This is a genomic window from Streptomyces sp. NPDC029526, from assembly GCF_040637405.1.
GTDB lineage: Bacteria > Actinomycetota > Actinomycetes > Streptomycetales > Streptomycetaceae > Streptomyces.
The window spans coordinates 36,917-59,890 of the sequence record NZ_JBEZWE010000014.1 but is presented as its reverse complement, the minus strand read 5'-3'; the positions used below and the strand labels follow the sequence as shown (position 1 = coordinate 59,890).

Below are 22,974 nucleotides of genomic sequence, written 5' to 3'. Positions count from 1 at the left end.
GGACCGGGCTGGACGGGCCGGGCGGGACCGGAGGGCACCTGGGAGTGGCCGGGGGACCGCCCGGTCGGTGCCGGTCAGCGCAGTTCCTCCGGGCACGGCGTCCCCCGCGACCACTTGTACGGCGCCGCCAGCCGGTAGGTGCCGGGCTCCGGTGCCAGCAGCACCGTCCACACGTCGCCGTTGGCGTCCTCCTCCGTTTCCATCAGGCAGCCGTTGACGTTCTCGTACGTCGCCGGCTCGCCCTCCGGACGGTTCTCGGACTCCTCGGTCTCCCGGGGCGGCTCCAGCGCCGTGCCCTCGGCGTCGACCAGACTCAGCCACGGCGAGTGCGGGACGCGGATGAGCACCCGCCCCGCCTTCTCCACCCGGATCGTCATCGCGCCCTGCTCGGCCCGCTCGACGACCGCGTCCGGCCCGGCCAGCGGGGTCGGGTCCACCACCTCGAACAGCTGCCAGTTCGCGTCGCCCCACACCTGCGTCAGGTAGGGCAGCCCGCGCTGCACCAGCTCCCGCTCCCGCTCGCCGCCGTCCCCGTCCGGCTTGTCCTTGGGCAGCACCACGTAGTGCACGGCCCAGCGCTTCAGCCACTCGTGGTAGTTCGCCGAGTTGAGGGTGTCGTCGTAGAACAGCGGGTTGCGCTCCATGTCGGCCTGCCGGTTCCAGCCCCGCGCCAGGTTGACGTACGGGGCGAGCGCGGACGCCTCGCGGTGCGAACGGGCCGGGACGACCTCCACCCGGCCGCGCTCGGCGCCGACCTCCTGCAACTCGTTCACCAGCGGGGCCAGCTCCCGCGCCCAGGACGCCGCCGGGGTGGTGTTCACGACGTCGTCGACCGACTTGAACCCGATCCACACCGTGAAGCCGACGAACGCGATGACGATGGCGTACCACTTGCGGCTCCGGGGCACCGCGAACGGCAGCGCCGCCACCAGCACCACGCCCGCGAACAGCATCGCCAGCCGCGTCATGTTGGACCCGATCTGCGAACTGATCAGCCAGACCAGCACCACGCCCAGCCCGTAGACCCCGGCCGTGATCCGCACCGTCCGCCACTCCCGGGGCACCAGGAACACCACCAGGAGCGAGTAGAGCAGCGGCAGGACCACCGAGCCGAACCCCATCGGCTGGGTGCCGGAGAACGGGAACAGCCAGGCCGACAGCGCCACCACCGCGGTCGGCGCCAGCCCCAGCGCCCACGCCCCCGGCCGGCGCTTCTGCAGGAACAGCGCCACCGCCACCAGCCCCACGAACAGACCCGCCACCGGCGACGCCATGGTCGCCAGCGCCGCCAGCGGTGCCGCGCACAGCGCCTTGGCCCAGCGTTTGTAGCGCCAGCGGTACGGCCAGCAGAAGACGACGGCGACCGCGCCCAGCGCGAACATCGTGCCCAGGCCGTACGTGACCCGCCCCGAGGCCGCGTTGCACAGCAGCGCGAACACCCCGGCCAGCGCCGCCCACAGGGGGTTGCGCACGCTCCTGCTGCGCATCAGCACCAGCGTCAGCAGGCCCGCCGACACGGTCCCCGCGATCATCATCGTCGTCCGCACCCCGAGGAGGGACATCAGATACGGGGACACCACGCTGTACGACACCGGGTGCATGCCGCCGTACCAGGCCAGGTTGTACGCCTGGTCCGGATGACGGCCGACGAACTCGGCCCAGGCGTCCTGGGCCGCGAGGTCGCCGCCGCTGTTGGCGAAGGTGAAGAACCAGACGATGTGCAGCACCCCGGCGAGCCCCGTGACGGACAGCACCGGATGCCGCAGCATCCGCGCCCGCACGGCCCGCACCGGACGCGGCAGACGGGAGCCGTCGGGGTGTGCGGGAGGGGAAGCCGGGGTCGGGTCGGGGTCGGGGTCGGGGTTCAGGTCCGGGTCGGGGCCCGGGTCCGGGTCCGGGTCGGGTTCCGGGTTCAGGTCCGCAGCGGCGGAGGTGCCGGTGGCGGAGGGGGCGGTGGCCGAGGTGCCGGTGGCGGAAGGGGCCGAGGGGCCGGTCTCAGGCCCGGGGGCGCGGCCCGGGGCGTCGTCGGCCGGAACACCGGGTTCGGTCCCGGTACCGGTCCCACGCCCGGGGGCGGGCCGGCCCGCCGGGCGGTGAGGTGGTCCGGGCGCGGGTATTCGCGCACCCGAGGCCGGGCTCGGATCGGCGTCGTCGGCGCGTGTCGGCTCCGCAGTGGCCACCTGTAGGCACTCCCCGTGTCCCGTCTTCTGTTCGCGGCAGTGTCCCGTCCGACGTGGTGTCCACCACCGTGCTCCGGGAACCGGCGACCTGCCCGATTCGTGACGCTAGCACGCACCCCGCCGGCCGTCCCCCGCGGTGGAGGACGGCCGGCGGACGGGGCGAGCCCGCGTCCCGCCGTCGGCCGGGCCGATCAGGCGAGACGCGTCAGCTTGGCGGTGAAACCGGGCTCCACGAGATCCTCCTGGAGGGCGACCGGCACCTTGACGGCACTGCTCGTGCCGTCCCCCACGGTCAGCGAGCCGACCTTGGTCCCCGCCTTCGCCTGGTGCGGCACCTCGTCGGCGGCGAACGTCAGCTCCACCGACAGCCCGGCCCAGCCCACGGCCTTCACGTCCTCGGTCACCGCGACCGGCGTACGGCCGCCGAGCCCGTCGTCCACGTACCCGACGACCTCGCCCTTCTTCAGGATGGTCGCCGACTCCAGCACGCCCTGCGCGGCCCGGATCAGCTCGTCGCCCGCGGTCAGCGCCGCGCTCAGGATGGTGTTGTCCTTCCCCCCGGCGGGCTGCCGGACCACCGCGCCCACGATGGTGCGCATCTCGCCGTCGACGTCCTTCTTCGCCGCGAACAGCAGGTTGCCGAGGGCGGAGGTGGTGGTGCCGGTCTTGATGCCGACGACGTTGTTGTGGCCCACCAGCTGGTTCCAGTTGGAGTGGTTGACCCCCTTGTAGTCGTCGTACGACATCATCGCCGCCACCTCGCGGAAGGCGGGCTGCTTCATCGCGGCCTTGCCCAGCTTCACCTGGTCCACGGCAGTGGAGACGGTCGTGTTGTTCAGGCCCGAGGGGTCGGTGTACGTCGTGTTGGTCATGCCGAGGTCCTCGGCGGCGGCGTTCATCTTGTCCACGAACGCCTTCTCCGAGCCCGCGTCCCACCGTGCGAGCAGACGCGCCACGTTGTTCGCGGACGCGATCAGGATGCTCTCCAACGCCTCCCGCTGGGAGATCTCGTCCCCGGCGGTGACGTCGACGGTGGACTCCTGTCCGGCGTCGGACTGCTTCTCCGCCGCGTCGTCGATCTTGATCATCGGGCCCTGCGCGCCGCTCTTGAGCGGGTGGTCGCGCAGGATCACGTACGCCGTCATGACCTTGGCGACACTGGCGATCGGCACCGGCTTCTGCTCACCGGAGGACCCGAACGAGCCGATGCCCTGCACGTCCAGCGCCGCCTGTCCGTCGGCCGGCCAGGGGATGTCGACCTTGCCGCCCTCGAAGGTGAAGTCGTCCTTCGCGGTCAGTGCGAGCGTCGGCTCGGGCAGCGGACGCATGTTCTGTACGACTGCGAACGCGATCACCAGCAGCAGGACCAGCGGCGTCCAGATCTTCACCCGCCGCACGGCGGTCCGCAGCGGCGTCTCCGGCGGTGGCGGGGTGTTGGTCAGCTCGGCCAGCAGGTCCAGCGGCGGCTTCGGCGGCAGCGGCTGCTGCGTGGTCCGCTCCGGGCCCACCTGCGGGAGCGTGGACGTGGGCTCGGAGGGCGCCGCGGCCGGCGTCACGGTCCGCAGGGCGGTCGTGGCGTCCGTGACGGGCGGCTTGCGGGTGCTGGGGTCGTCGAGCGGCTTGAGCGCGACGAACTTGCTGGTGCGCTCCGCCGGGGATTCGGCGGAAGGGTCGGCGGGGGACGCGTCGGACGCGTTCTCCTGGCCGGCGGCGCGGTCCCCGTCCCGGCCGCCCTTCTCGTCCTTCTCACCCTCCGGGACCTGCCCGGCTCCGGCGGTCTTACCGGCCTTGTCGGCCTTACCGGCCTCGCCGGGCTTGCCGTCTCCGTCGTCCTCGGCGGGCGCGGTGGCCGCGTCGCCCAGCTTGAGCATGGTGGTGGGCTGGTCGACGCGGGGCGTGGAGCGCCGAGGCGTACGGAACACGGCCGTGGGCTGATCGACGGGACGTGAGGTCTCACGACCGGTGTCCTCGGACGCGGTGCGCTCTTCGCCGGCGGGCACATCGTCGCCCTTGCCGCCGTCGCCCTGGGTGCCGTCGGTCTTGCCGCCGTCGCCCTTGCTGCCGTCGGCCTTGCCGCTGTCGGCAGCTCCGCCGCCGGGCATCGTCGGCGCGACATCGCTGTCACCGGTCGCCGCTTCGCGGGTGTCGGCGTCCGCCTCGGCGTCGGTCTCGGCGTCGGTCTCGCCCTCGGCCTCGGCGGTCTTCTCGGGCGTGGAGGCCGTGGAAGCGGTTGTGGCAGCCTCCGGGGCGTCCTCGGGGGACGAGACCTCGTCGGCGTGGGTCTCGTCGGCGGCAGCGCCGTCCAGGGGCTTCTGGGGCTCGGGGGACTCCGTCGCCGGGGAGCGCTCCGAGGTCGTCGAGGGCTTTTCCTGTGCCGAGGCGCCGGTGCCGGTGCCCGCGGCGTGCGCGGTGTCCGCGATGGCTGCCTCACCCGTGGTGCCCGCAGTGTCCGTGTCGTCCGCTTCGGTGTCGGTGTCCGCAGGGGATGCGGCCTCGCCGTCGGCCGAGACCTCCGAAGCTCCGGCGGTTCCGGCGGTCCGGCCGTCGGCCTCGTCGTCGCCCTCGGAAGAGGCGCCGCTCCCGGAGGTCTCCTGGTCCTGGTTCTGGTCCTGGTCCGCCGTGCGCACCCACGCGGCCACGGCCTCGCGCAGCCGGTCGTCACCGGCCGCGGCGGAGTCGTCCCGTTCGTCGGCGCCGCTGTCGCTGCCGTCGCTGCCGTCGCGGTCACGCGTGTCGCCGGCGTCGTCCGCGTCCTCGGGGGAGTCCCGGTGGGCGGTGGAGTCCTCGACATCCGCCGCCGGCTCCTCGTCCTCCTCGTCCCGCGCCTCGCCCACCGACAGCACGCGGGTGGCCGTGTCGACCCCGCCCCGTGCCGACGAGCCCGACGAGCCAGACGCGTTCGACGCGTTCGACGAACCCGATGCGCCCGACCCCTCGGCGGAGGTGCCGGACGCGGACGACGAGGGCTCCCGCGTCATTGCCAGCCGGGGGTCGCGCTTCTCGGCGGAACCGTCCGCCTCACTCCTGGCCTCGGGAACCGGACCCGCGCTCCCCGGCGTCGGTTCTTCCGACGACGCACGCTGCTTCGACCTGTCGGGGGACTCGCCCGCCACCGATGCCTCCTCCATGTGCCGCACGCCGTGCGTGCGCCAACCGAACCGTGAACCGCCGCCCGCGACAGCGCTCCACCGTGCTGTCCGAACCATGTACCAGTGTCCTGTGTGCGGGCCTGCCCCACGTGGTAGACGAGGACGACATACCTACCGGTTCCCTTACGAACCGGTCACGTGCCCTCGACAGACCAATGTGAGAGGGGTCACCCTGTCAGACATCCACGCGGGGAGGCATGGATGGGCAGGAGCCGCAGAACACTTCCGGAGGAGCTTCTGTTGCTCGCACTGGACCCGACCACGGGTACCACTGCGCAGCCGCAGTCGCTCGACCTCGGTCTGGCCGGAGCACAGCTAGTGGAGCTGGCGCTGGCCGGACGGATAGCCCCAGACGGGGATCGTATCGCCGTGGTGGTACCACGGCCGACTGGAGATCCGACACTGGACAGCGCGTTGGAGTTGCTGCGCAGGCGCGGCGCTCCGGTACGGGCCGTCCACTGGATAGGCGGGCCCCGACTCGGGCTCCGCCAGACGTACCTCTCGCATCTGGAGCGGTGCGGCATGGTGCATGCCGTGGCGGGACAGATGTGCGGGGTGCTGCCGACGACTCGCTACCAGGCGACGGACACCGAGATCAGCCGGGAGATCAGGGCCCGGCTGGACTCCGCGATCCGGACCGGCGTGCCGCCGGACCCGCGGACCGCTGCACTCGCCGCACTGGCGCACGCGGTGGGCCTGGGCAAGCACCTGTACCCGGGGAACGAGGGACGGTCCTCGCGTTCCCGGTTGCGGGACCTGATCCGGCACGACCCCATGGGCGGCCTCGTGGCGCACGCCGTGATGGACGTCCAGAACGGCGTGGCCGCGCAGCCGCGCCGGAGCCCGGCATCGGCGGCCGCACGGCAGCCCGGTGCGGGCGGCAGGGGCACGGCGGAGCCCGCCCGAGGCGTGCCGACCCAACCGCGCCGCGGTTCGATGACCCGCGTGGTGGCCCACTGACGACGCGCGGTGGCCCCTGACGAACGGACGAACGGCGTCCCCGGACGCAGGGGCCACTCCGGCCACTCGGCCACGTCTCACGCGTACGTACGAGCCGTCCACGGCACCCAGGGTTCTCCGGGCACGAACGGCAGGCACAGGCACCGGGCGTCGGCTGCTCCGGGGCGCGGCCGACGGCCGCCACCGCGCCGCGCGCCGCCCGTGTGTCTGTCGGCGTCCGTCAGCGTCCGTCAGCGTCCGTCGTGTCCGTCCGCGGCCGTCGCAGACCCGGTCACGGGAGCCGCTGTCCGGGTGGGCGGAGAGGGCGAGGGCCCCTTCCGCCCGTCCGGCGTGCCGGAAACCGGCCCGCGGGCCGTGTCGAACACGCCGTCACCCGACGCCCGGTGCGGCACCCCTATGGAGGAGTGAGGGTGTGGAGCCGTCGCACATCCGCCCGTTTCCCAGCGGCGGGAAGCACCTTGGTGGCAATCTGCTGAACAGCAGATACGCATAGTGGCAAGTACGAGCAAGTACGAGGCACACAGCCGGAGGTGCACGTCCCGTGGCGTCCAATGTCAATCCCACCGTCAGGCGACGCCGGCTGGGCCAGGAGTTGCGCAGGCTCCGCGAGCTCAAGGGCATGACGGCGGAGGAGGTGGCCGAGCGGCTGCTGGTGTCGCAGTCGAAGATCAGCCGCCTGGAGAACGGCCGACGCAGCATCAGCCAGCGCGACGTCCGCGATCTGTGCGGGGTCTACGAGGTGGAGGACCAGCGCATCGTCGAGTCGCTGATGCAGATGGCCAAGGACTCCCGCCAGCAGGGCTGGTGGCACGCCTTCGGTGACATCCCGTACAGCGTCTACATCGGCCTGGAGACGGACGCCGAGTCGCTGCGCGTCTACGAACCGCAGATCATCACCGGTCTGTTGCAGACCCGCGCCTACGCGGAGGCGATCGTCCAGGGCGGTTCGCCCGAGTCCACCGAGCAGGAGAACGACAAGCGGGTGGAGGTGCGCCTGCGCCGGCAGAGCCGCATCACCGCCGACGTGGAGCCGCTGCGGCTGTGGGTGGTGCTCGACGAGGCGTCGCTGCACCGGGTCGTCGGCAGCCGCCAGATCATGCGGGAACAGCTGGAGCACGTCATGGAGTTGAGTCAGCTGCCGCACGTCACCGTGCAGGTGCTCCCCTTCGAGGTCGGCGCGCACGCGGGCATCAACGGCCAGTACTCCATCCTGGAGTTCGCCGACGCGGCCGACTCGAGCGTGGTCTACATCGAGGGCGTGACGAGCGACCTCTACCTGGAGAAGCCGCACGACGTGCAGAAGTACACCGTGATGTACGAGCACCTGCGGGCCCAGTCGCTGAACGTCGAGCAGTCCCGTCAGCTGGTGGAACGCGTCGCCAAGGAGTACGCCCGCTGAGCGCCTGGTGAGTGTCCGCCGGGCGCCCGGACGGGGGCGGAGCGGGCCACCAGGCGGGCGCGAGCCCGGTGTTGGGCAGCAGCCGAGCTGTGGTCGGGCCGGTGCCGAGCCGACGCTGAGCCGGTGTCGGGGCCGAGGCCGGGCCGGTGCCGGGCCGGTGCCGAGCAGATGGTGAGCCGGTGCCGGGAAGCGGCGGGGCGGAATCATACATGCCTGACCTCCCTGCCTGTCCTGCTCCTCCGGAATATGCCATCCGGTCGAGTGAACGGCTGCTCCGAAAGAGGATGGTGGCGAGTAGCGTCGATCACGCCAATCAGCACCACGGGTTGGCGCAATCCGTTCTGCGGGTCCATGCCGGAACGCGCAGGCCGGTGACAGCAACTCAGCAACTGGCTACGGAGCGATCATGGCTATTCGTCTGGGCGCCACGGAAGCGTGGAAGACGTCCTCCTACACCAACAACAACGGTGCCTGCGTGATGGTGCGGTCCACCACCGAGGCGGCGCTGGAACTCGGGGACACCAAGATCCCCGAGGGCCCGAAGCTGGCCTTCCCGGCGGACGCGTGGAGCGCCTTCGTCGCCTCGGTGAAGCCCTGACCGGTCACCGGAGTCACCGTCACAGGAGCCGCCGGCCTCTGCGGAGGCACCGGAAGCCCCGGTGACAGCACCGGAGTGCGGCGCCCGCGGTACCAGGCCCGCACGCACCCTCACCACGGGTACGCACCCGACCGTCGTACCCGGCGCCGGCGGTGCACCCGGCACCACCACGACCGGCACCGCCCGTCTCCACCGGTACCGATCGCGTCCGGGCGGCGTCACCGGTGCACGGAGCCCTCTCGTCGAGTCCGCCGTCCTTGCCGAGAGGGCCCGGCCCGTCACCGGACGCCGTTGGCCGACGTCCGTGACCGGGCCGGGCCCGCCGCTCAGCGGCCCGTCACCGGAAAGGCGACGTCACACACCGGATCCTGCGGACCGGCCGCGTCCCAGTCCGCGAAGTACACCTCCCTGCACGGCCCCGAGGCCGACAGCCCCTCGGCCGCCATCCACTCCTCCACCGCCTCGAACGCGGCCAGGATCTGCGGGTGCGCCACCTGCGCCTTGGTGACCCGGGTCCGGGCGAGCCGGTGGGCGGGCTCCACCCGCACCCGTGCCCCGCGGGCCGCACCGGCGCCCTGCGCCCACCGGCGGGCCGCTGCCTCGTCGGAGACCGGCACGCACGCCTCGGCGGGGCCGTCGCTCTCCGCCGACACCTCGGCGTGATACGCGACGAACGGGGCGCCGGTCACGCCCCCGCAGTCGCCGGCCGCCTCCACCAGCCGGTCCAGCGAGGCACCGATCCACGCCGGCAGCTCGTCCGCCAGCGTGTGCCGCGTCTCGGTGATCAGTACCTGCTCGGGCACGTCCACCGTGTCGACCACGAACTTCCCGTACATCTCGGAGCTCCTTCCGGACAAACGTCCACGGAGGTACTCGGCGAGAGTCCGCTGACCGGCGACCCGCGTCTCGACATCCGCCCAGTAGGCGGCGAGCCGGTCGGCCGCCCGTGCACCGTCGCCCGCGTCGACGACCTCGGCGATCCGCGCCAGCGGCATGTCGAGCTGACGCAGCAGCGCCACCAGCCGGGCCCGCTCCACCTGCCCGGCCCGGTAGTACCGGTAACCGGTCAGGTCGTCGACCCGCGCCGGGGGCAGCAGCCCCAGCCGGTCGTACAGGCGCAGCGCCTTGGCCGACAGCCGTGCCCGGGCCGCGAACGCCCCGATGCTCAGCAGGTCCTCGTCCACCGGTTCCCTCCGTCACCGGACGGTCCGTCCGCCCGGCACCACACACGCTGTGGCCTGCCCCAGGGGCAAGGTCAACGCGGCCCGGAAGGACACCCGCGGGGCGCCGGCCGCCCGCCCGGGCCCAGGGGTTACCGGTGGCCAGGCGCCCGGGTGTCACCAGCGCTTGGGCGCCTGACCACCTGGGCGCCTCTCACGTCGGCACGGACGGCCCGGTCGGGCCGCCCCTGGCTCGGGCGGCCTGGCTCGGTCGGCCTGGCTCGGTTCGGCACGCCCGGCCCGGCCGAGGCATGGACCGGCCTGGCTCGGCGTGGACCGGTCCGGCTCGGCTCGGTACGGCATGAACCGTCCCGGCTCGGCCATGCACCGGCGGTCACCTCGTCGTCGGCGAACCACTGTCGGTGAACCACCGTCGTCGGCGAACCACTGTCGGTGAACCACCGTCGTCGAGGAACAACGTCGTAGGGGGACACCACCGTCGGGCGGAGCACCTGCCGCTGTGCGGTGGCGATGGCGGTGGCGCTGGCCCGTGGGTCATCGGGCGGTTGTCGGCGGGAGCCGTTCCCGTCGTCGGTCACCTCCTCGCGGTCACGCGAGGGCGCCCTCCACCGCCGCCACGACCTCCGCCGACTCCGGCTCGGTCTGCGGCGAGAACCGGGCGACGACCTTGCCGTCCCGGCCGATCAGGAACTTCTCGAAGTTCCAGCGGATGTCGCCACTGTGGCCCTCGGCGTCGGCGAAGCCGACCAGCCGCTCGTACAGGGGGTGCCGTCCCTCCCCGTTGACCTCGACCTTCTCCGTCATCGGGAAGGTCACCCCGTAGGTGGCCGAGCAGAACTCCGCGATCTCCTCGGCAGTGCCGGGCTCCTGCCCGAGGAACTGGTTGCAGGGCACCCCGAGCACGGTGAAGCCCTGCCCGGCGAACCGCTCCTGCAGCCGCTCCAGCCCGGCGTACTGCGGGGTCAGCCCGCACTTGGAAGCCACGTTCACCACCAGCACGGCCTGCCCGCTGTACTGCGTCAGCGCGGCGGAGCCGCCGTTCAGCGCGTCGATCTCCACGTCGAGGGGGGAGCTGCCGTTCGTCGATTCAGTCGTCATGCCCGGATGCTAGCCCCGGCCGCCGACACCCGACGCCCCGGCACCGACCGCCCGGGACGCTCCCGGACGCGCCCTGTCTCTCACGGCCCCTTCACGGACCTGTCGGTCCGGGCGAGCCAGGCCCACCGGGTCAGTGCCCCGAGGATCAGTGACACGAGGACGGCGCCCCCGTCGATGACGTGCGGCAGTCCGGGGAAGAACCCGAAGAACACGAGCCCGGCCACCAGCCCGACAAGGAACGGGATGACCCCGCTCCGCCGTCGGCGCACACCTCGTGCGGACCGGGTCCCGGTCTCCCGCTCCTGCTGTTCGTTCATGCCGGCTCACTTCATGACGGGGGTGACGTGCACCGACACCTCACACCGCAATGCGTTCCACGTGCACCGCGAGACGGGCACACACAACGGCTCAACGAGCTGGCACCACCGGGGCAACGTCCGACAGGCCACCGACCGCGGCGGAACGCGGAGCGCGGGGCGGGTGGCGCACGGCGGGTGGCGCGAGGGCGAGCGGCCCCGGGCCTGGCGCCCGCCCCTACCTGTCAGAGCGGCGTCCCGGTGCACGATCGGTGGGCTCGGACCGGACGGAGTGTCCGCGGCGGAGGGAGCGTCAGTACGGAAAGATGCGGCCGTCCCCCACCGGTGTGCCCGTACCGGACAGATACGACCGTGCCCGACCGGCGGGCCCGTACCGGACCGCGGCGCTCACCTGCGGAAGTCAGTCCGTTTCCACCAGGTCCTCCGGCGGGTCCCCGCCCTCCAGCAGGCGTTCGGCGATGTCGTCGGCCCATTCCTGGGCCCAGCGCCGGATCTCGTCCGCCGTCGGCTGGTCGATGCCGTGGGCGCGGAACTCGGCGTCGTCGAGCCAGTCCGTGCCGGTGAGGCGCGACTGGAGGTCGACGAGGTCGAACGTGTCGGGGGCGTGGCGGCGCCCCAGCTCCTCCAGGTCCGGTCGGCTCCACCGCCGGGCGGCGGCGTGCACGTCGATGAGGTCGCGCGGCAGGCCCCGGCCCGCCAGCGCACGCACCGTCGTGCCGACGAGGTCCTCCAGGGACAGTGTGGGCCCCGCCGCCGTCTCCACGGGTGGCCGCCACAGCGCTTCCTTGCGGAGGTCGGCCCGGCACTCCGTGCCGGTGGCGGGGTCCCCGGCGAGCAGGCGGGCGCCGAGGGGGTCGGCCTCCACCACGGTGACCGTCCAGCCGCGCTCCTCCAGCCCGGCCCGCACCCCGGCCACGATCTCCGGCATCCCGGCCGGGTGCTCGGTCGCCACGTCGACGCCCTCGGTGAGGCGGTCCACCAGCCCGTGCGCCCGCACCGCGTCCCCGCCGGCCAGGACCAGCGCGTACGGTGCCCCGACCGCCAGGACATCGGCGCGCAGCCGCTCGTGCACGGGGTTCGTCCTGACTACCGGAGAGGCCATGGCCCGATTATCGTCCGCCCCCGCCGACCGGATCGGGCGGCGGGGGCGGACGGGTGAGCAACGGTGCGGGTGCCCCGGACTACGGCTTGCGCGCCACTCCGCAGAAGGCGTCGACGGCCTTGTTGTCCTCCTCGGCGCCGTCGGCCTCGGGCCGCCACTCCGGGACCCGCACGACGCCCGGCTCCACCAGTTCCAGCCCGTCGAACAGTCCGGTGATCTCCTCGACGCTGCGCACGTGGTACGGCACCGCACCGCTGGCGTTGTAGGCGTTGGAGGCCGCGATCATGCCCTCGCTGGTCGCGGTGCTGTCGGAGATCACCAGGTGGCTGCCCGAGGCAAGCCCTGCCACGAGGCGCTGGACGAGACCCCGTGCCTGCTCGTAGTCCGGGACGTGGCCCAGCGTGTTGAGGATCATCAGGCCGACCGGCTGGGACAGGTCCAGCGTCTCGCCGGCGGCCCGCAGCACCGACTCGGGGTCGTAGAGGTCGGCGTCCAGGTACGCGGTACGGCCCTCGGGGGTACTGGTCAGCAGGGCGTTGGCGTGGGCGAGGACGATCGGGTCGTTGTCGACGTAGACGATCCGCGCGTCGGGCGCGGCCCGCTGCGCCACCTCGTGGGTGTTGTTGGCCGTCGGCAGCCCTGTACCGATGTCCAGGAACTGCCGCACACCCTGCTCGGCGACCAGATGACGGACGGCGCGCCCGAGGAACAGCCGGCTGGAGTGCGCGACGTCGACCAGTCCCGGGAAGATCTCCTTGATCTGTTCCCCGATCTGCCGGTCGACCTTGTAGTTGTCCTTGCCGCCGACGAAGTAGTTCCAGAAGCGGGCCGAGTGCGGCCTGCTGGTATCGATCCGGGCACGCGTCCCGAAACCGTCACTGTCCTGGGCGATGTCCTTCGACACGGCTGAGCCTCCTGCACGGTGAGCTAACAGTGCGACCAACCTACGTCAAAGTGGCTGGTTCGAGGCGCAGTTGAGTGCACCCCACGGCTCCTCGCACGGAGCGGTGCGCCCGGGCGGGGCCGGCAGTGCCGCGGGACGACGCCAGCGGGACGGAGGAGGGGCCGGAGGGGCAGGAGCAGGAGGGACGCGGGGGACTGAGCGGGCGACGGGTGCGGCACAGTCGTGGTCGCTGCCCTCGAGCGCGGGGCCGCACCGGGAACCACGCACCGAGGTGCACACGCCGAGGCGCACACACTGCTGGCGCTCGCCGAGGGTCCCGCATGGGCGGGCCCGCATCGGCAGGCAGGCGTCGGCAGCCACCAGGCACGCCTCAGGAGGCGCGAGGCAGGTCCGGGCACGACACGCCTCAGGAGGCGCGAGGCAGGCGTCAGGGGACGCTTGACGAGGCTCTGCGCTGGAGCGCTTGCCGCAGGCGGGTGGCCGTCGATGGTCGTCTCGTCGTCGTCCGCCTTGGCGAGGTCCGCCTCGTCGACGTCCGTCATGTGGACGTTCGCTTCTGTCCACGTACGCCCGGCGTCGATGCCCGGGCCGGACGCGCTACGACCCGGCCGAGGCCACGGGCGGGGCGCCACGGACCTGAGGCGGGCGTGGTGCGGGGGCGTCGGGCGTTCCGGCCTGGTCGCGGTCGCGTCGCCCGGCTCGTCCGGTTGCCTCAGGAGCCGTTACGGCCCTGGCGGCCCTGCCGTCCCTGCCCGCCGTGTCGATCGCTGCGGTTGCCCCGGTTACCCCGGCTGCCCCGGCCGCTCCTGTCGCCGCGGTCGCCGCGGTCGCTCCGACCGCTTCGGCCGTCCTTGGGCCGCCCGCGGGACTGGCCGGCGGACTGCGGGCGGGTCGAGACGGGGGGCGTCACGTCCTCGTCCTCCGGGAAGTCCACCAGGTCTTCCCCTTCCGGGAAGTCCGGCAGATCCGGTGCCTGGAAGGGGTCCGTCGCCGGAGCCGGCAGGGTCGTGGCGGCGTTGCGGGGCGTCCCCTCCGGGTTGGAGAAGAGCAGGGTCGAGTCGATGAAGGGTCTCCCATTCGGTGCGGGCCCGCTACGCGGACCCGGTGTGCCGTGACCGGGCACAGCGGTGACGCCGCCCGGCGGTGTGGATCCGGACGCGGCGGGGCGGTTCGGCCGCCCTGGTCGGACGCGCTACAGCTTGGTCATCTTGTGGTACGGGCTCAGGATCCGCTCCTGTCGCGAGCCGAAATCCACGAGCGCCGCGATGCCGTCCTCGATCCCGAGGACGCGGCCGAGACCGTACATGTCGTGCGTGACCTGGTCGCCCACCGTGAACTCCTTGGGCGGCGGCGCGACCGGCGCCTTGAAGGGGCTGGTGGGCAGATATCGCTTCGATGCACCTGGCTTAGTCATTGACACCAGTATGCGCCCGGGAACGGCACCATGGTGAGGCCGTTCCGGTTGCTTGTTGGTCACATACCCCGTGACCGCAGCCCCATGCACACCGTCCGTTCTCTTCTTGCCGCCGGACGGCCACGGACGACGGGCCCCGCGCCAAGGTCCGGCCGACGGCCGTTCTCAGCGGCGCAGACGGGTGTTGAGCTGGGCGGCCCGGCGGGTCAGGTGGTCGCGTTCGGCCAGGTCGGTGGCCTTGCGGGCGGCTTCCGCGTAGAGCAGCGCGGCCCTCGGGAGGTCACCGTCCCGCTCGTGGAGGTAGGCCGCCACAGCGGTGTACCGGGGCAGCGCGGCGTCCAGTTCGGCCAGCGCCGCCAGCCCGGCGCGCGGTCCGTCGGCCTCACCGACGGCGACCACGCGATTGAGCCGGGCGACGGGGCTGCCGGTCAGCCGTACGAGTTCGTCGTACCACTCGACGATCTGCACCCAGTCGGTCTCCTCGACGCGGGGCGCGTCCGCGTGGAGCGCGGCGACGGCGGCCTGCGCCTGGTACTCGCCCAGACGGTCGCGGGCCAGGGCCGCCCGGAGGATGCCGATCCCCTCGGCGATCATGCGGGTGTCCCAGCGGCCCCGGTCCTGTTCGGCGAGGGGCACCAGGCTGCCGTCGGGCGCGGTCCGGGCGGCCCGCCGGGCCTGGTGGAGCAGCATGAGGGCGAGGAGCCCCGCCACCTCCGGGTGGTCCACCTGGGCCGCGAGCTGCCGGGTGAGGCGGATCGCCTCGGCCGCGAGGTCGACGTCACCGGAGTAGCCCTCGTTGAACACCAGGTACAGCACCCGCAGCACCGTGGCGACGTCGCCGGGCCGGTCGAACCGCACACCGGACACCGTGCGCTTGGCCCGGCTGATGCGCTGCGCCATCGTCGCCTCGGGCACCAGGTAGGCGCGGGCGATCTGGCGGGTGCTGAGCCCGCCGACGGCCCGCAGCGTGAGCGCCACCGCCGACGACGGGGTCAGTGACGGATGGGCGCACAGGAAGTACAGGTGGAGCGTGTCGTCGGTGGCGGGCACGGGGCCGGGCGCCGGTTCCTCCTCGACGCGGTCCTCGCGCCGGCGGCGGGCGGCATCCGCGCGGGTGGCGTCGAGGAACTTCCGCCAGGCCACCGTCACCAGCCAGCCCTTCGGGTCGCGCGGAGGGCCGGACGGCCACCCGCGCACCGCCTCCGCCAGAGCCTCCTGCACGGCGTCCTCGGCCGCCGCGAAGTCGGCTCCGCGGCGGACGAGGACGGTGAGCACGCCCGGCGTGAGGGTGCGCAGCAGGGCCTCGTCCCACCCGTCCCTCACGTCCCACTCGTCCATGGACGGCGTCACTCCTCGGTGTCTCACTCCGTGTCGCGTACCGCGCGCTCCGTGTCGCGTACCGTGCGCTCCTTGTCGCGTCACTCCGTGATGGTGGGCGGCGCGGTGAGGAACGGGCGCAGCTCCAGCCACTCGTGGAGGGGCTTGCCGCCCGCGCCGGGGGCCGCAGACAGTTCCCCGGCCAGTTCGACGGCGCGCTCGTAGGTGTCGACGTCGATCACCATCCAGCCGGCGATCAGGTCCTTCGTCTCGGGGAACGGTCCGTCGGTGACCGGGGGACGTCCCTCGCCGTCGTACCGGACCCAGGTGCCCTCGGGGGCCAGCGCCTGGCCGTCGACGAACTCCCCGGTCCCTTCCAGCCGGGCCGCGAAGTCGTTCATGTACTGGACGTGCGCCGAGATCTCCTCCGGCGTCCATTGCTCCATGGGCACGTCGTTGGCCGCGGCCGGGGCTCCCCGGTAGTGCTTCAGCAGCAGGTACTTGGCCATGGTCTCTCCTCGTTCCGGTGCGCCCATTGTGGGTCGCGTGGGGCGCGTTCACCCCTGGGACGGAGCGGGCCACGCGTTCTCGACATCCCCGCGGAACTTTTTCCGGTGGCTTCGTCCGGACGCCGCTGTCGGCGGTCGGTCCTCGCCGCGCGGTCGGGCCGAGCGGGGGGACACGGGCGGTCCGGACGGGCCGGGCAGCGAGCGCCGGGCCCGGTGCCAGGCGTCGAACAACCTGGGCGGCCGGTGGAGGAGCGGTACCGCGAGCGTGACGCACGGGCCGAGGAAGCCGAAGACGGCCGATGCGATCAGAGTGACGGAGCTTCCAGTCCACGAGGCGGGTGCCCCTTCCCGCGAGGTCGGACCCATCGGGGCTCCCTTGGCCCGTCCGGCGCCCGTCCGGCGCCCGTCCGGCGCCCGGACGGTGCAGGCGGTGACTCCGGGAGGCCGGGGGGCCGGGAGCGGGGGGCCGGGGCGTCCGAACCGGTCAGGGCCGTGACCGGTGAGGGCCGTGACCGGTGTGGGCGGTGACCGGTGAGGGCTCCCAGGTGCCCGGCACCTGGGAGCCCTCACCGTGTCGGGCGCTCGGTCACAGCGTGAGCAGGGCCCGGTGCGCCATCCCGGCGTCCGTCAGCGGCCGGAGGGCCAGACGGACGAGGGCCAGCGCGTTGTCGTCCCCGGCGATGCGGTTGACGCTCAGTTCGCCGCAGGACCGGCACTGATGGACGAGCATCCACTCACCGTCCGGTCGCGTCGATATGCCCAGGGCCTCCATCCGGCCGCGGCAGTCGGACGCCCGGTCGCCGGGCACCCTGCGGTCGACGTGGAGGCTGACCAGGCAGCTCGGACAGTGGTTGCGATGAGCGGTGCCCGGCGCGTCGCGGGGGACGTCCAGGCGGCAGCCCGCGCAGCGGAAGCCGTCCGATCGGCCCTTGCCCCGGCCCTCCCGCCCGTCCCGGCCGGTCGGCCCCTCCTTGAGGTGCGGGAGGCGCTTGGGCCGTTGCGGGCGGCGTCGGTCGTGTACCGGGGTGCCGGAGTTGGTGCGTCGTGGCATGGTCGTCGTCCCTCTTCCCGCGCCGTCAGAGGGTGCCGAACGCCTCGAGCGGGAACGGCGGCTGGGCGAGCGGCCGTACCGCCATCCGCATCAGGATGAGCTGGTTGTCGTCCGCGCAGACGGCGTTCGAGGTCAGCTCGTCGCAGCGCACGCACCGGTGCACCACGCGCCAGTCGCCGGTGCGCAGCACGGCGATGGCGATCGGTGACATCCGCCCGTGGCACTGGCTCGGCCCGCCCTCGACGTGATCGAGGACGTGGCGGGAGTGCAGGCACGACGGGCAGTGGTTGCGCCGCTGACCGTCGGACGCGGCGACGGACACGGTCAGACCGCACCACGCGCACGCGAAGGTGGAGAGCTTCAGCGTGTTGTGGGCGTCGCCGCGGGTGCCGGCGTCGGTGCGGCCGTCGGTGTTGCCGTAGGGGCGGTCTTCACTGTTGCTGTGAGAGGTGTGAGAGGTGTGGGACACCCGGAGTGCTCCTTGCTGGGAATGGGTCACGACAGCAAGAGCAGGCCGAGCGGCCTCGCCGAGCGGGGACCGCGCACTCAGGACGGCTCGTGGGAGCCGTGGAAACCGTGGGACGGCAGACGTGCGCGGAACCGAGTACGGAGACGCGCCACCGCACGGTCCGACCGGGACGTCGGACGACGACGTCCGGACGACGATGTCGGACGGTTATGCGGTGCGGCGAGGCGCACTCGGCACGAGCCGGGTCATAAAACACCCTTTCCGGGGTCTCCGCGGGACGCGGAACGAAGCGAAGCGAGCAGTCGCAAGCCAACCAAGCCCTCTCGGCGCACGTCAACGCATTTTCGCCCCGCCACCGAGCCACCCGCCGCATCCCGACCGTCCCACTGCCGGGGCCCGGTACCCGTGCCGACCCCCGCCCGGCCTGCTCCGCGTGTCGTGCGCGCGGGCGGCCCCCAGTCGATGTGACCGGAGTCACGTTCGGGGGTCGAGCACTTCTCCTGCCCCGGGGAGTCTTCCCCCCGAGAGCACGCCCGCCGGGCGGCCACCCCCTCTCCTCCGTCCACAGGAAACGAGGCACCCATGACCGACGCCGTGAAGGGCCCCGCCAGCTACTTCCCCGCCATCGAGAAGAAGTACGGCCGCCCTATCGCCGAGTGGAAGGACCTCATCCGTACGTCTCCGCTCACCCGTCACATGGAGCTCGTCACCTGGCTCAAGACGGAACACGGTCTCGGCCACGGCCACGCCAACGCCCTGGTCGCCCACACCCTGGCCGAGGACAGGACCGCGTAACGCCCGCGCGGCCTCCGGTCTCCTCCGGCGTCCTGCCGCCGGCGACCGCCCCTGCCGCACCCGAAGCCGAGGCAGAGCGCGGGGCACGAGGCAGAGCCCGGGGCCGAGGCAGAGCCCGGGGCCGAGGAGGAACCCGGGCGGGGGCCCGCCCGCCCCGGCCCGCCCCGCCCCGCCCCGCCCCGACCCGACCGGATCGGGCACGACATGTCGGGTCCGAGGGCGGCTCCGCTCCCTAGCGTGGTGATCGTCACGAGGAAGGACACCACCGTGCTGGACCGTCTCAACCAGACCCTGGAGCACATCGAGCACCGGCTCGACCGGCCCGTCGACGTGGCCGAACTGGCCCGGCTGGCGGCGACGTCGGAGTACCACCTGCGCCGGATGTTCTCCGCGCTGGCCGGCATGCCGCTGTCGGAGTACGTACGGCGCCGCAGGCTCACGGTCGCGGGGGCGGAGGTGCTCGCGGGCCGGGAGTCGTTGCTGGACATCGCGGTGCGCTACGGCTACGGCTCGGGCGAGGCGTTCGCCCGGGCGTTCCGGTCCATGCACGGCGTCGGCCCGGGCGAGGCCCGGCGCACCGGCGCCACGCTCGTCTCGCAGCCCCGGCTGTCCTTCCGCCTCACCGTCGAAGGGAGCAGCAGCATGCGCTACCGCGTAGTGGACCGGCCGGACTTCACCGTGGTCGGGCTCAAGGCCCGGGTACCCCTGGTGCACGAGGGAGCCAACCAGGCGATCATCGACTTCGTCCGCGGCATCGACCCGCAGGTGTCGGAGCGCCTGGAGAAACTGTCGGACCAGGAGCCGCGGGGCATCGTGGCGGTCTGCGACGACCTGGACCCGAGTCGTGCCGAGGGCACCGAACTGGACTACTACCACGGGGTGATCACGTCGGCGGACGCCCCGGAGGGCACCACCGCCCTGCCGGTCCCGGCCGGTACCTGGGCCGTCTTCACCACCTCCGGCCCGGCGCCCCGGGCGATCCAGGAGCTGTGGCGGGACGTGTACGCCCAGTGGTTCCCCTCCAACCCGTACCGGGCCCGCCCCGGCCCCGAGATCCTGCGCACCCGCCTGTCCCCGGACGGCACGGAGGCCGACGCCGAACTGTGGCTGCCGGTCGAGCGGGAGCAGAGCTGAAGGGAGGGTGAGCGCGTGACCGCCCCCGGGCGAGCCCGGGTCCGGGGACGGTCGCCGCTCAGCCCGTGCTCCCCCGCCCGAGGACCGGTCGTCCTGCGGGCAGCGCCGCCGTGCTCACGAACGCGTGGCGGTCCCGCACCCCGCGTCGCCCCCCTCCCGCATGCGCGCGTCCATCGACGTGCTCCGGTCGTACGGGTCGACCACCGCGCCGTCACCCGGCGGGGAGGCCGCGCGCTCGGCGCCGAACGGCGGGGTGAGATAACCGGTGAAGGTGTCGCACCCACCGTTGGTGCTGTCCACCTTGTACGAGACGAGGGAGAACGTGCCCGGGTCGATGAACACCTTCTCCGGGTCGTCCCAACTCATCACGACCTCGCGGCGCACGATGGTGCGCACGATCTCGTCGCCCCCGCCGGCGGCGGGCGTGACCGGGTACACGTAGGTGACGTCCGTGGTCACCTCGACCGCACCGCGCTCACCCTCGCCGAAGGTGATCCGCCCCCGTGTCTTGACCACGTCCCCGACGAGCCGGACCTTCGCCCCCTCGAACCGGCTGAACAGCAGCAGCGGATCGTTCTCCCGGCTCGGTGCGCGGAACGCGGCCGTCACGAACTCCTGCACGTCCTTCTGCTGCGGATTGAGCATCGCGATCGCCTCGCGCGGACGCTCTCCGCGCAGCACGTCAGGGTCCAGACTGGAAGCAACCAGGAAGTCCCGGGTCTTCTTCAGCGCCTTCGCGACCTCGCCCTTGCTCATCCAGCCGGTCGCGCGGGCCTCGGGGAGGGCGATCCCGGCCGCCCCGTCGGCCCACCGGGCCGCAGGCGACCCCCGGAACGGCTCGTCCAGGGTGGGGCGTCGTGATGCCGGCTCCGTCGGCGGGGGACCGTCCGGGCGCTGCGACTCGGCGGCCAACGGCGTGCGGTCCTCGCTGCCACCGCCGACCCCGAACCACTCGGACATCCGGCCCGGCGCCAGGGCCACGGCCAGCAGGGCGACCGCGAGCAACAGGCCGCCCGCGTACCAGGCCTTGTGCGTGCTCCTCCGCGGCGGGGGTGCCTGGTAACTGCGCCAGGGCGCAGGCGGGGTGGGCTGCTCCCGCAGCCGCCGCGCCACCATCCGGGCGCGCGCCGACGGCTCCTCGGGCGCACTCCCGGCCCTCGTCTCCGCCTCCCGGAGGAAGCGTTCCCACTCCTCGTCCGGTATGGACTCCCCGCCCTTGCCCACGCTGGGCCCCCGCTCTTCTTCTGTAGCCGACCCCACCCCGGCCGGTCACCCCGTGCGCGGCGCACCACCGGTCCAACCGCTACCGGTCGACCACCACGGGTCCACATCACCGGCCCACCACCGGCCCGGCCCGGCCCCGCCCCGGCCCCGTCCCGGCATCGGCCCAGGACCCGGTCCACCGGGTAGCGCCCCATGATCACCGTCGGCGGGGACGGGACTCAAGGCCCTTGTGTCATAGGTGCGTTACAGAAGTACGGGCGGCAGAGAGGTGCGGTGCGGAGTCGAGGAGAGAGGTGGGGGAGCGGCGGCGGCCGGGAGCCCGATCCGTCCGCCCTGGTCGAGCGGTCTCGTCCGTCCCGGTCGGACTGTTCCGTCCGTCCCGGTCGGACCGCCCTGCCCGTCCCGGTCGGACCGCCCTGCCCGTCCCGGTCGGACCGCCCTGCCCGTCCCGGTCGGGCTGTTCCGTCCGCCCCCGTCGTGCCGTGGCTACGCGGCCGAGCCCAGGCCGTCACGCGGCGACGATCCGCGCCGTGCGGCCTGGCCGGCGGAGCGGCCCTGACCGGCACTGCCGCGACGACCGCGACGGCGACGGGACGGCGACGCGGCGCGGGGGCGCTCCGCGGGCGGCGCGGCGATGACGACCGGTACGCCCGAAGGCTCCCGGGCGCCCGTGATACGGCTCAACTCCGCCTCTCCGGACCGCACCTGGGCGACCTGGGGGGTGATGCCGGCCGCGTTCATCAGGCGGTTCATGTCCCGGCGCTGGTCGGGGGTCACCAGGGTGACGACGCTGCCCGACTCACCGGCGCGGGCCGTGCGACCGCCGCGGTGCAGGTAGTCCTTGTGGTCGGTGGGCGGGTCCACGTTGACGACCAGGTCGAGTTGGTCGACGTGGATGCCACGGGCCGCGACGTTGGTCGCCACCAGGACGTTGACCAGTCCGGTCTTGAACTGGGTCAGCGTCCGGGTGCGTTGGGGCTGGGACTTGCCGCCGTGCAGGGCCGCGGCGCGCACACCGTTGTTCAACAGGTGTTTGGTCAGCCGGTCCACCGCGTGCTTGGTGTCCAGGAACATGATCACCCGGCCGTCCCGGGCCGCGATCTCGGTCGTCGTCCGGCGCTTGTCCTCGTCGTGCACGTGGAGCACGTGGTGCTCCATGGTGGTCACCGCGCCCGCCGACGGATCGACGGAGTGGACCACGGGGTCCGTGAGGTAGCGGCGGACCAGCAGGTCGACGTTGCGGTCCAGGGTGGCCGAGAACAGCATGCGCTGCCCGTCGGAACGCACCTGGTCGAGCAGAGCGGTGACCTGCGGCATGAAGCCCATGTCGGCCATCTGGTCGGCCTCGTCGAGGACGGTGATGGCGACCTCGTCGAGCCGGCAGTCACCCCGGTCGATGAGGTCCCGCAGCCGCCCGGGCGTGGCGACGACGACTTCGGCGCCGGCCCGCAGCGTGCCGGCCTGCCGGCCGAGGGACATCCCGCCGACGACGGTGGCCATCCGCAGGCTCACGGCACGGGCGTACGGGGTGAGCGCGTCGGTGACCTGCTGGGCGAGTTCACGAGTGGGGACGAGGACCAGGGCGAGCGGCTGCCGGGATTCGGCGCGCCGGCCCGCGGTGCGGGCGAGGAGCGCGAGGCCGAAGGCCAGGGTCTTGCCCGAACCGGTGCGCCCACGGCCGAGCACGTCCCGGCCGGCCAGGGAATTCGGCAGGGTCGCCGCCTGGATCGGGAAGGGCACGGTCACGCCCTCGCGGCCGAGCGTGGCGGCCAGCGGCGCGGGCATGTCGAGGTCGGCGAACGATGCGACGGCGGGCAGACCCGGAGTGACGGTCTTCGGCAGTGCGAACTCTCCGCCGGTGCGCCCCGCCTGCGGCCTGCCGCCGCCCTTCTGACGACGCGGGCCCCCGGAGCGGTTGGCACCCGAGCGGTTGGCCCCGGAGCCGCCGCCGGAACGGCCGGCACCGGAACGTTGGCCGCTGCCGCGCTGGGCGCCGCCCCGCTGGGAAGCGGAGCGCTCGGTGGGGGAGCCGCCGTCGGAGCGGGCGGCGCCGGAAGCCCCTCCGGAACGGGCGTTCGCGCGGGACGTACGGGTACGGTGCATGGACGTGAAACCTTCCTTGATGCGGCGCGCACCAAGGAATTCCCGCAGCAGACGAGCAGCGCAGAGAATC

The 22,974-nt window shown here is 73.1% G+C and carries 19 protein-coding genes; 5 read left to right on the top strand and 14 right to left on the bottom strand.

The genetic code is table 11. The features are described 5' to 3' along the window. Window positions 1–74: 74 nt before the first annotated feature. Together AB0F01_RS24465 and AB0F01_RS24460 are read right to left on the bottom strand one after the other, a co-directional pair. On the bottom strand, window positions 75–1,769 hold the full coding sequence (locus tag AB0F01_RS24465) for an MFS transporter (RefSeq protein ID WP_362099782.1): 1,695 nt from the start codon (window positions 1,767–1,769) through the stop codon (window positions 75–77). A gap of 602 nt (window positions 1,770–2,371) precedes the next feature. Continuing rightward, window positions 2,372–5,293 carry a D-alanyl-D-alanine carboxypeptidase gene (locus tag AB0F01_RS24460; protein WP_362099558.1) on the bottom strand — a complete coding sequence of 974 codons (2,922 nt, stop codon included), beginning with the start codon at window positions 5,291–5,293 and terminating at the stop codon, window positions 2,372–2,374. 237 nt (window positions 5,294–5,530) lie between these two features. Between AB0F01_RS24460 and AB0F01_RS24455 the strand changes: the two genes are divergently transcribed. The 3 genes from AB0F01_RS24455 to AB0F01_RS24445 all read left to right on the top strand — a co-directional run bounded on the left by AB0F01_RS24455 (window position 5,531) and on the right by AB0F01_RS24445 (window position 8,286). Further along, window positions 5,531–6,289 carry a GPP34 family phosphoprotein gene (locus AB0F01_RS24455; RefSeq protein ID WP_362099555.1) on the top strand — a complete coding sequence of 253 codons (759 nt, stop codon included), beginning with the start codon at window positions 5,531–5,533 and terminating at the stop codon, window positions 6,287–6,289. Window positions 6,290–6,830: 541 nt separating this feature from the next. Continuing rightward, window positions 6,831–7,688: a helix-turn-helix transcriptional regulator gene (locus AB0F01_RS24450; protein WP_362099552.1), complete on the top strand. Its 858-nt coding sequence runs from the start codon at window positions 6,831–6,833 to the stop codon at window positions 7,686–7,688. A 406-nt stretch (window positions 7,689–8,094) separates the two neighbouring features. Next, window positions 8,095–8,286 (top strand): DUF397 domain-containing protein, encoded by a 192-nt coding sequence (locus tag AB0F01_RS24445; protein WP_362099549.1) that lies wholly within the window; start codon window positions 8,095–8,097, stop codon window positions 8,284–8,286. A 326-nt stretch (window positions 8,287–8,612) separates the two neighbouring features. Here AB0F01_RS24445 and AB0F01_RS24440 read toward each other — a convergent pair whose 3' ends face one another. The 10 genes from AB0F01_RS24440 to AB0F01_RS24395 form a co-directional block, all read right to left on the bottom strand. Continuing rightward, on the bottom strand, window positions 8,613–9,470 hold the full coding sequence (locus AB0F01_RS24440; RefSeq protein ID WP_362099546.1) for a MerR family transcriptional regulator: 858 nt from the start codon (window positions 9,468–9,470) through the stop codon (window positions 8,613–8,615). 585 nt (window positions 9,471–10,055) lie between these two features. Beyond that, on the bottom strand, window positions 10,056–10,565 hold the full coding sequence (locus AB0F01_RS24435) for a glutathione peroxidase (RefSeq protein ID WP_362099543.1): 510 nt from the start codon (window positions 10,563–10,565) through the stop codon (window positions 10,056–10,058). Window positions 10,566–10,645: 80 nt separating this feature from the next. Next, on the bottom strand, window positions 10,646–10,882 hold the full coding sequence (locus AB0F01_RS24430) for a hypothetical protein (RefSeq protein ID WP_362099540.1): 237 nt from the start codon (window positions 10,880–10,882) through the stop codon (window positions 10,646–10,648). A 400-nt stretch (window positions 10,883–11,282) separates the two neighbouring features. Further along, the gene (locus AB0F01_RS24425) at window positions 11,283–11,984 is read right to left on the bottom strand and encodes a nucleotidyl transferase AbiEii/AbiGii toxin family protein (protein ID WP_362099537.1); all 702 of its coding nucleotides are present in this window, start codon (window positions 11,982–11,984) and stop codon (window positions 11,283–11,285) included. A gap of 79 nt (window positions 11,985–12,063) precedes the next feature. After that, a complete protein-coding gene (locus AB0F01_RS24420) occupies window positions 12,064–12,888 on the bottom strand; it encodes an SAM-dependent methyltransferase (RefSeq protein WP_362099534.1) in 825 nt (274 codons plus the stop codon). A 1,192-nt stretch (window positions 12,889–14,080) separates the two neighbouring features. Continuing rightward, a complete protein-coding gene (locus AB0F01_RS24415; protein WP_362099531.1) occupies window positions 14,081–14,302 on the bottom strand; it encodes a hypothetical protein in 222 nt (73 codons plus the stop codon). A gap of 165 nt (window positions 14,303–14,467) precedes the next feature. Beyond that, complete coding sequence (locus AB0F01_RS24410; RefSeq protein WP_362099528.1) at window positions 14,468–15,640, bottom strand: DUF6596 domain-containing protein; 1,173 nt, start codon at window positions 15,638–15,640, stop codon at window positions 14,468–14,470. Between the two features lie 80 nt (window positions 15,641–15,720). Further along, the gene (locus AB0F01_RS24405; RefSeq protein WP_362099525.1) at window positions 15,721–16,128 is read right to left on the bottom strand and encodes a YciI family protein; all 408 of its coding nucleotides are present in this window, start codon (window positions 16,126–16,128) and stop codon (window positions 15,721–15,723) included. Window positions 16,129–16,714: 586 nt separating this feature from the next. Further along, window positions 16,715–17,179, bottom strand: coding sequence for an RNHCP domain-containing protein (locus AB0F01_RS24400; protein WP_362099522.1), 465 nt, complete (start codon window positions 17,177–17,179; stop codon window positions 16,715–16,717). Between the two features lie 25 nt (window positions 17,180–17,204). Then, window positions 17,205–17,543, bottom strand: coding sequence for an RNHCP domain-containing protein (locus tag AB0F01_RS24395; protein ID WP_362099779.1), 339 nt, complete (start codon window positions 17,541–17,543; stop codon window positions 17,205–17,207). A gap of 687 nt (window positions 17,544–18,230) precedes the next feature. Here AB0F01_RS24395 and AB0F01_RS24390 point away from each other — a divergent pair. After that, a complete protein-coding gene (locus tag AB0F01_RS24390) occupies window positions 18,231–18,443 on the top strand; it encodes a DUF4287 domain-containing protein (protein WP_362099519.1) in 213 nt (70 codons plus the stop codon). A gap of 267 nt (window positions 18,444–18,710) precedes the next feature. Beyond that, window positions 18,711–19,577 carry an AraC family transcriptional regulator gene (locus tag AB0F01_RS24385; protein ID WP_362099776.1) on the top strand — a complete coding sequence of 289 codons (867 nt, stop codon included), beginning with the start codon at window positions 18,711–18,713 and terminating at the stop codon, window positions 19,575–19,577. Window positions 19,578–19,691: 114 nt separating this feature from the next. Here AB0F01_RS24385 and AB0F01_RS24380 read toward each other — a convergent pair whose 3' ends face one another. Beyond that, on the bottom strand, window positions 19,692–20,801 hold the full coding sequence (locus tag AB0F01_RS24380; RefSeq protein ID WP_362099516.1) for a hypothetical protein: 1,110 nt from the start codon (window positions 20,799–20,801) through the stop codon (window positions 19,692–19,694). 486 nt (window positions 20,802–21,287) lie between these two features. Next, on the bottom strand, window positions 21,288–22,904 hold the full coding sequence (locus tag AB0F01_RS24375) for a DEAD/DEAH box helicase (protein ID WP_362099513.1): 1,617 nt from the start codon (window positions 22,902–22,904) through the stop codon (window positions 21,288–21,290). Between the last annotated feature and the right edge of the window lie 70 nt (window positions 22,905–22,974).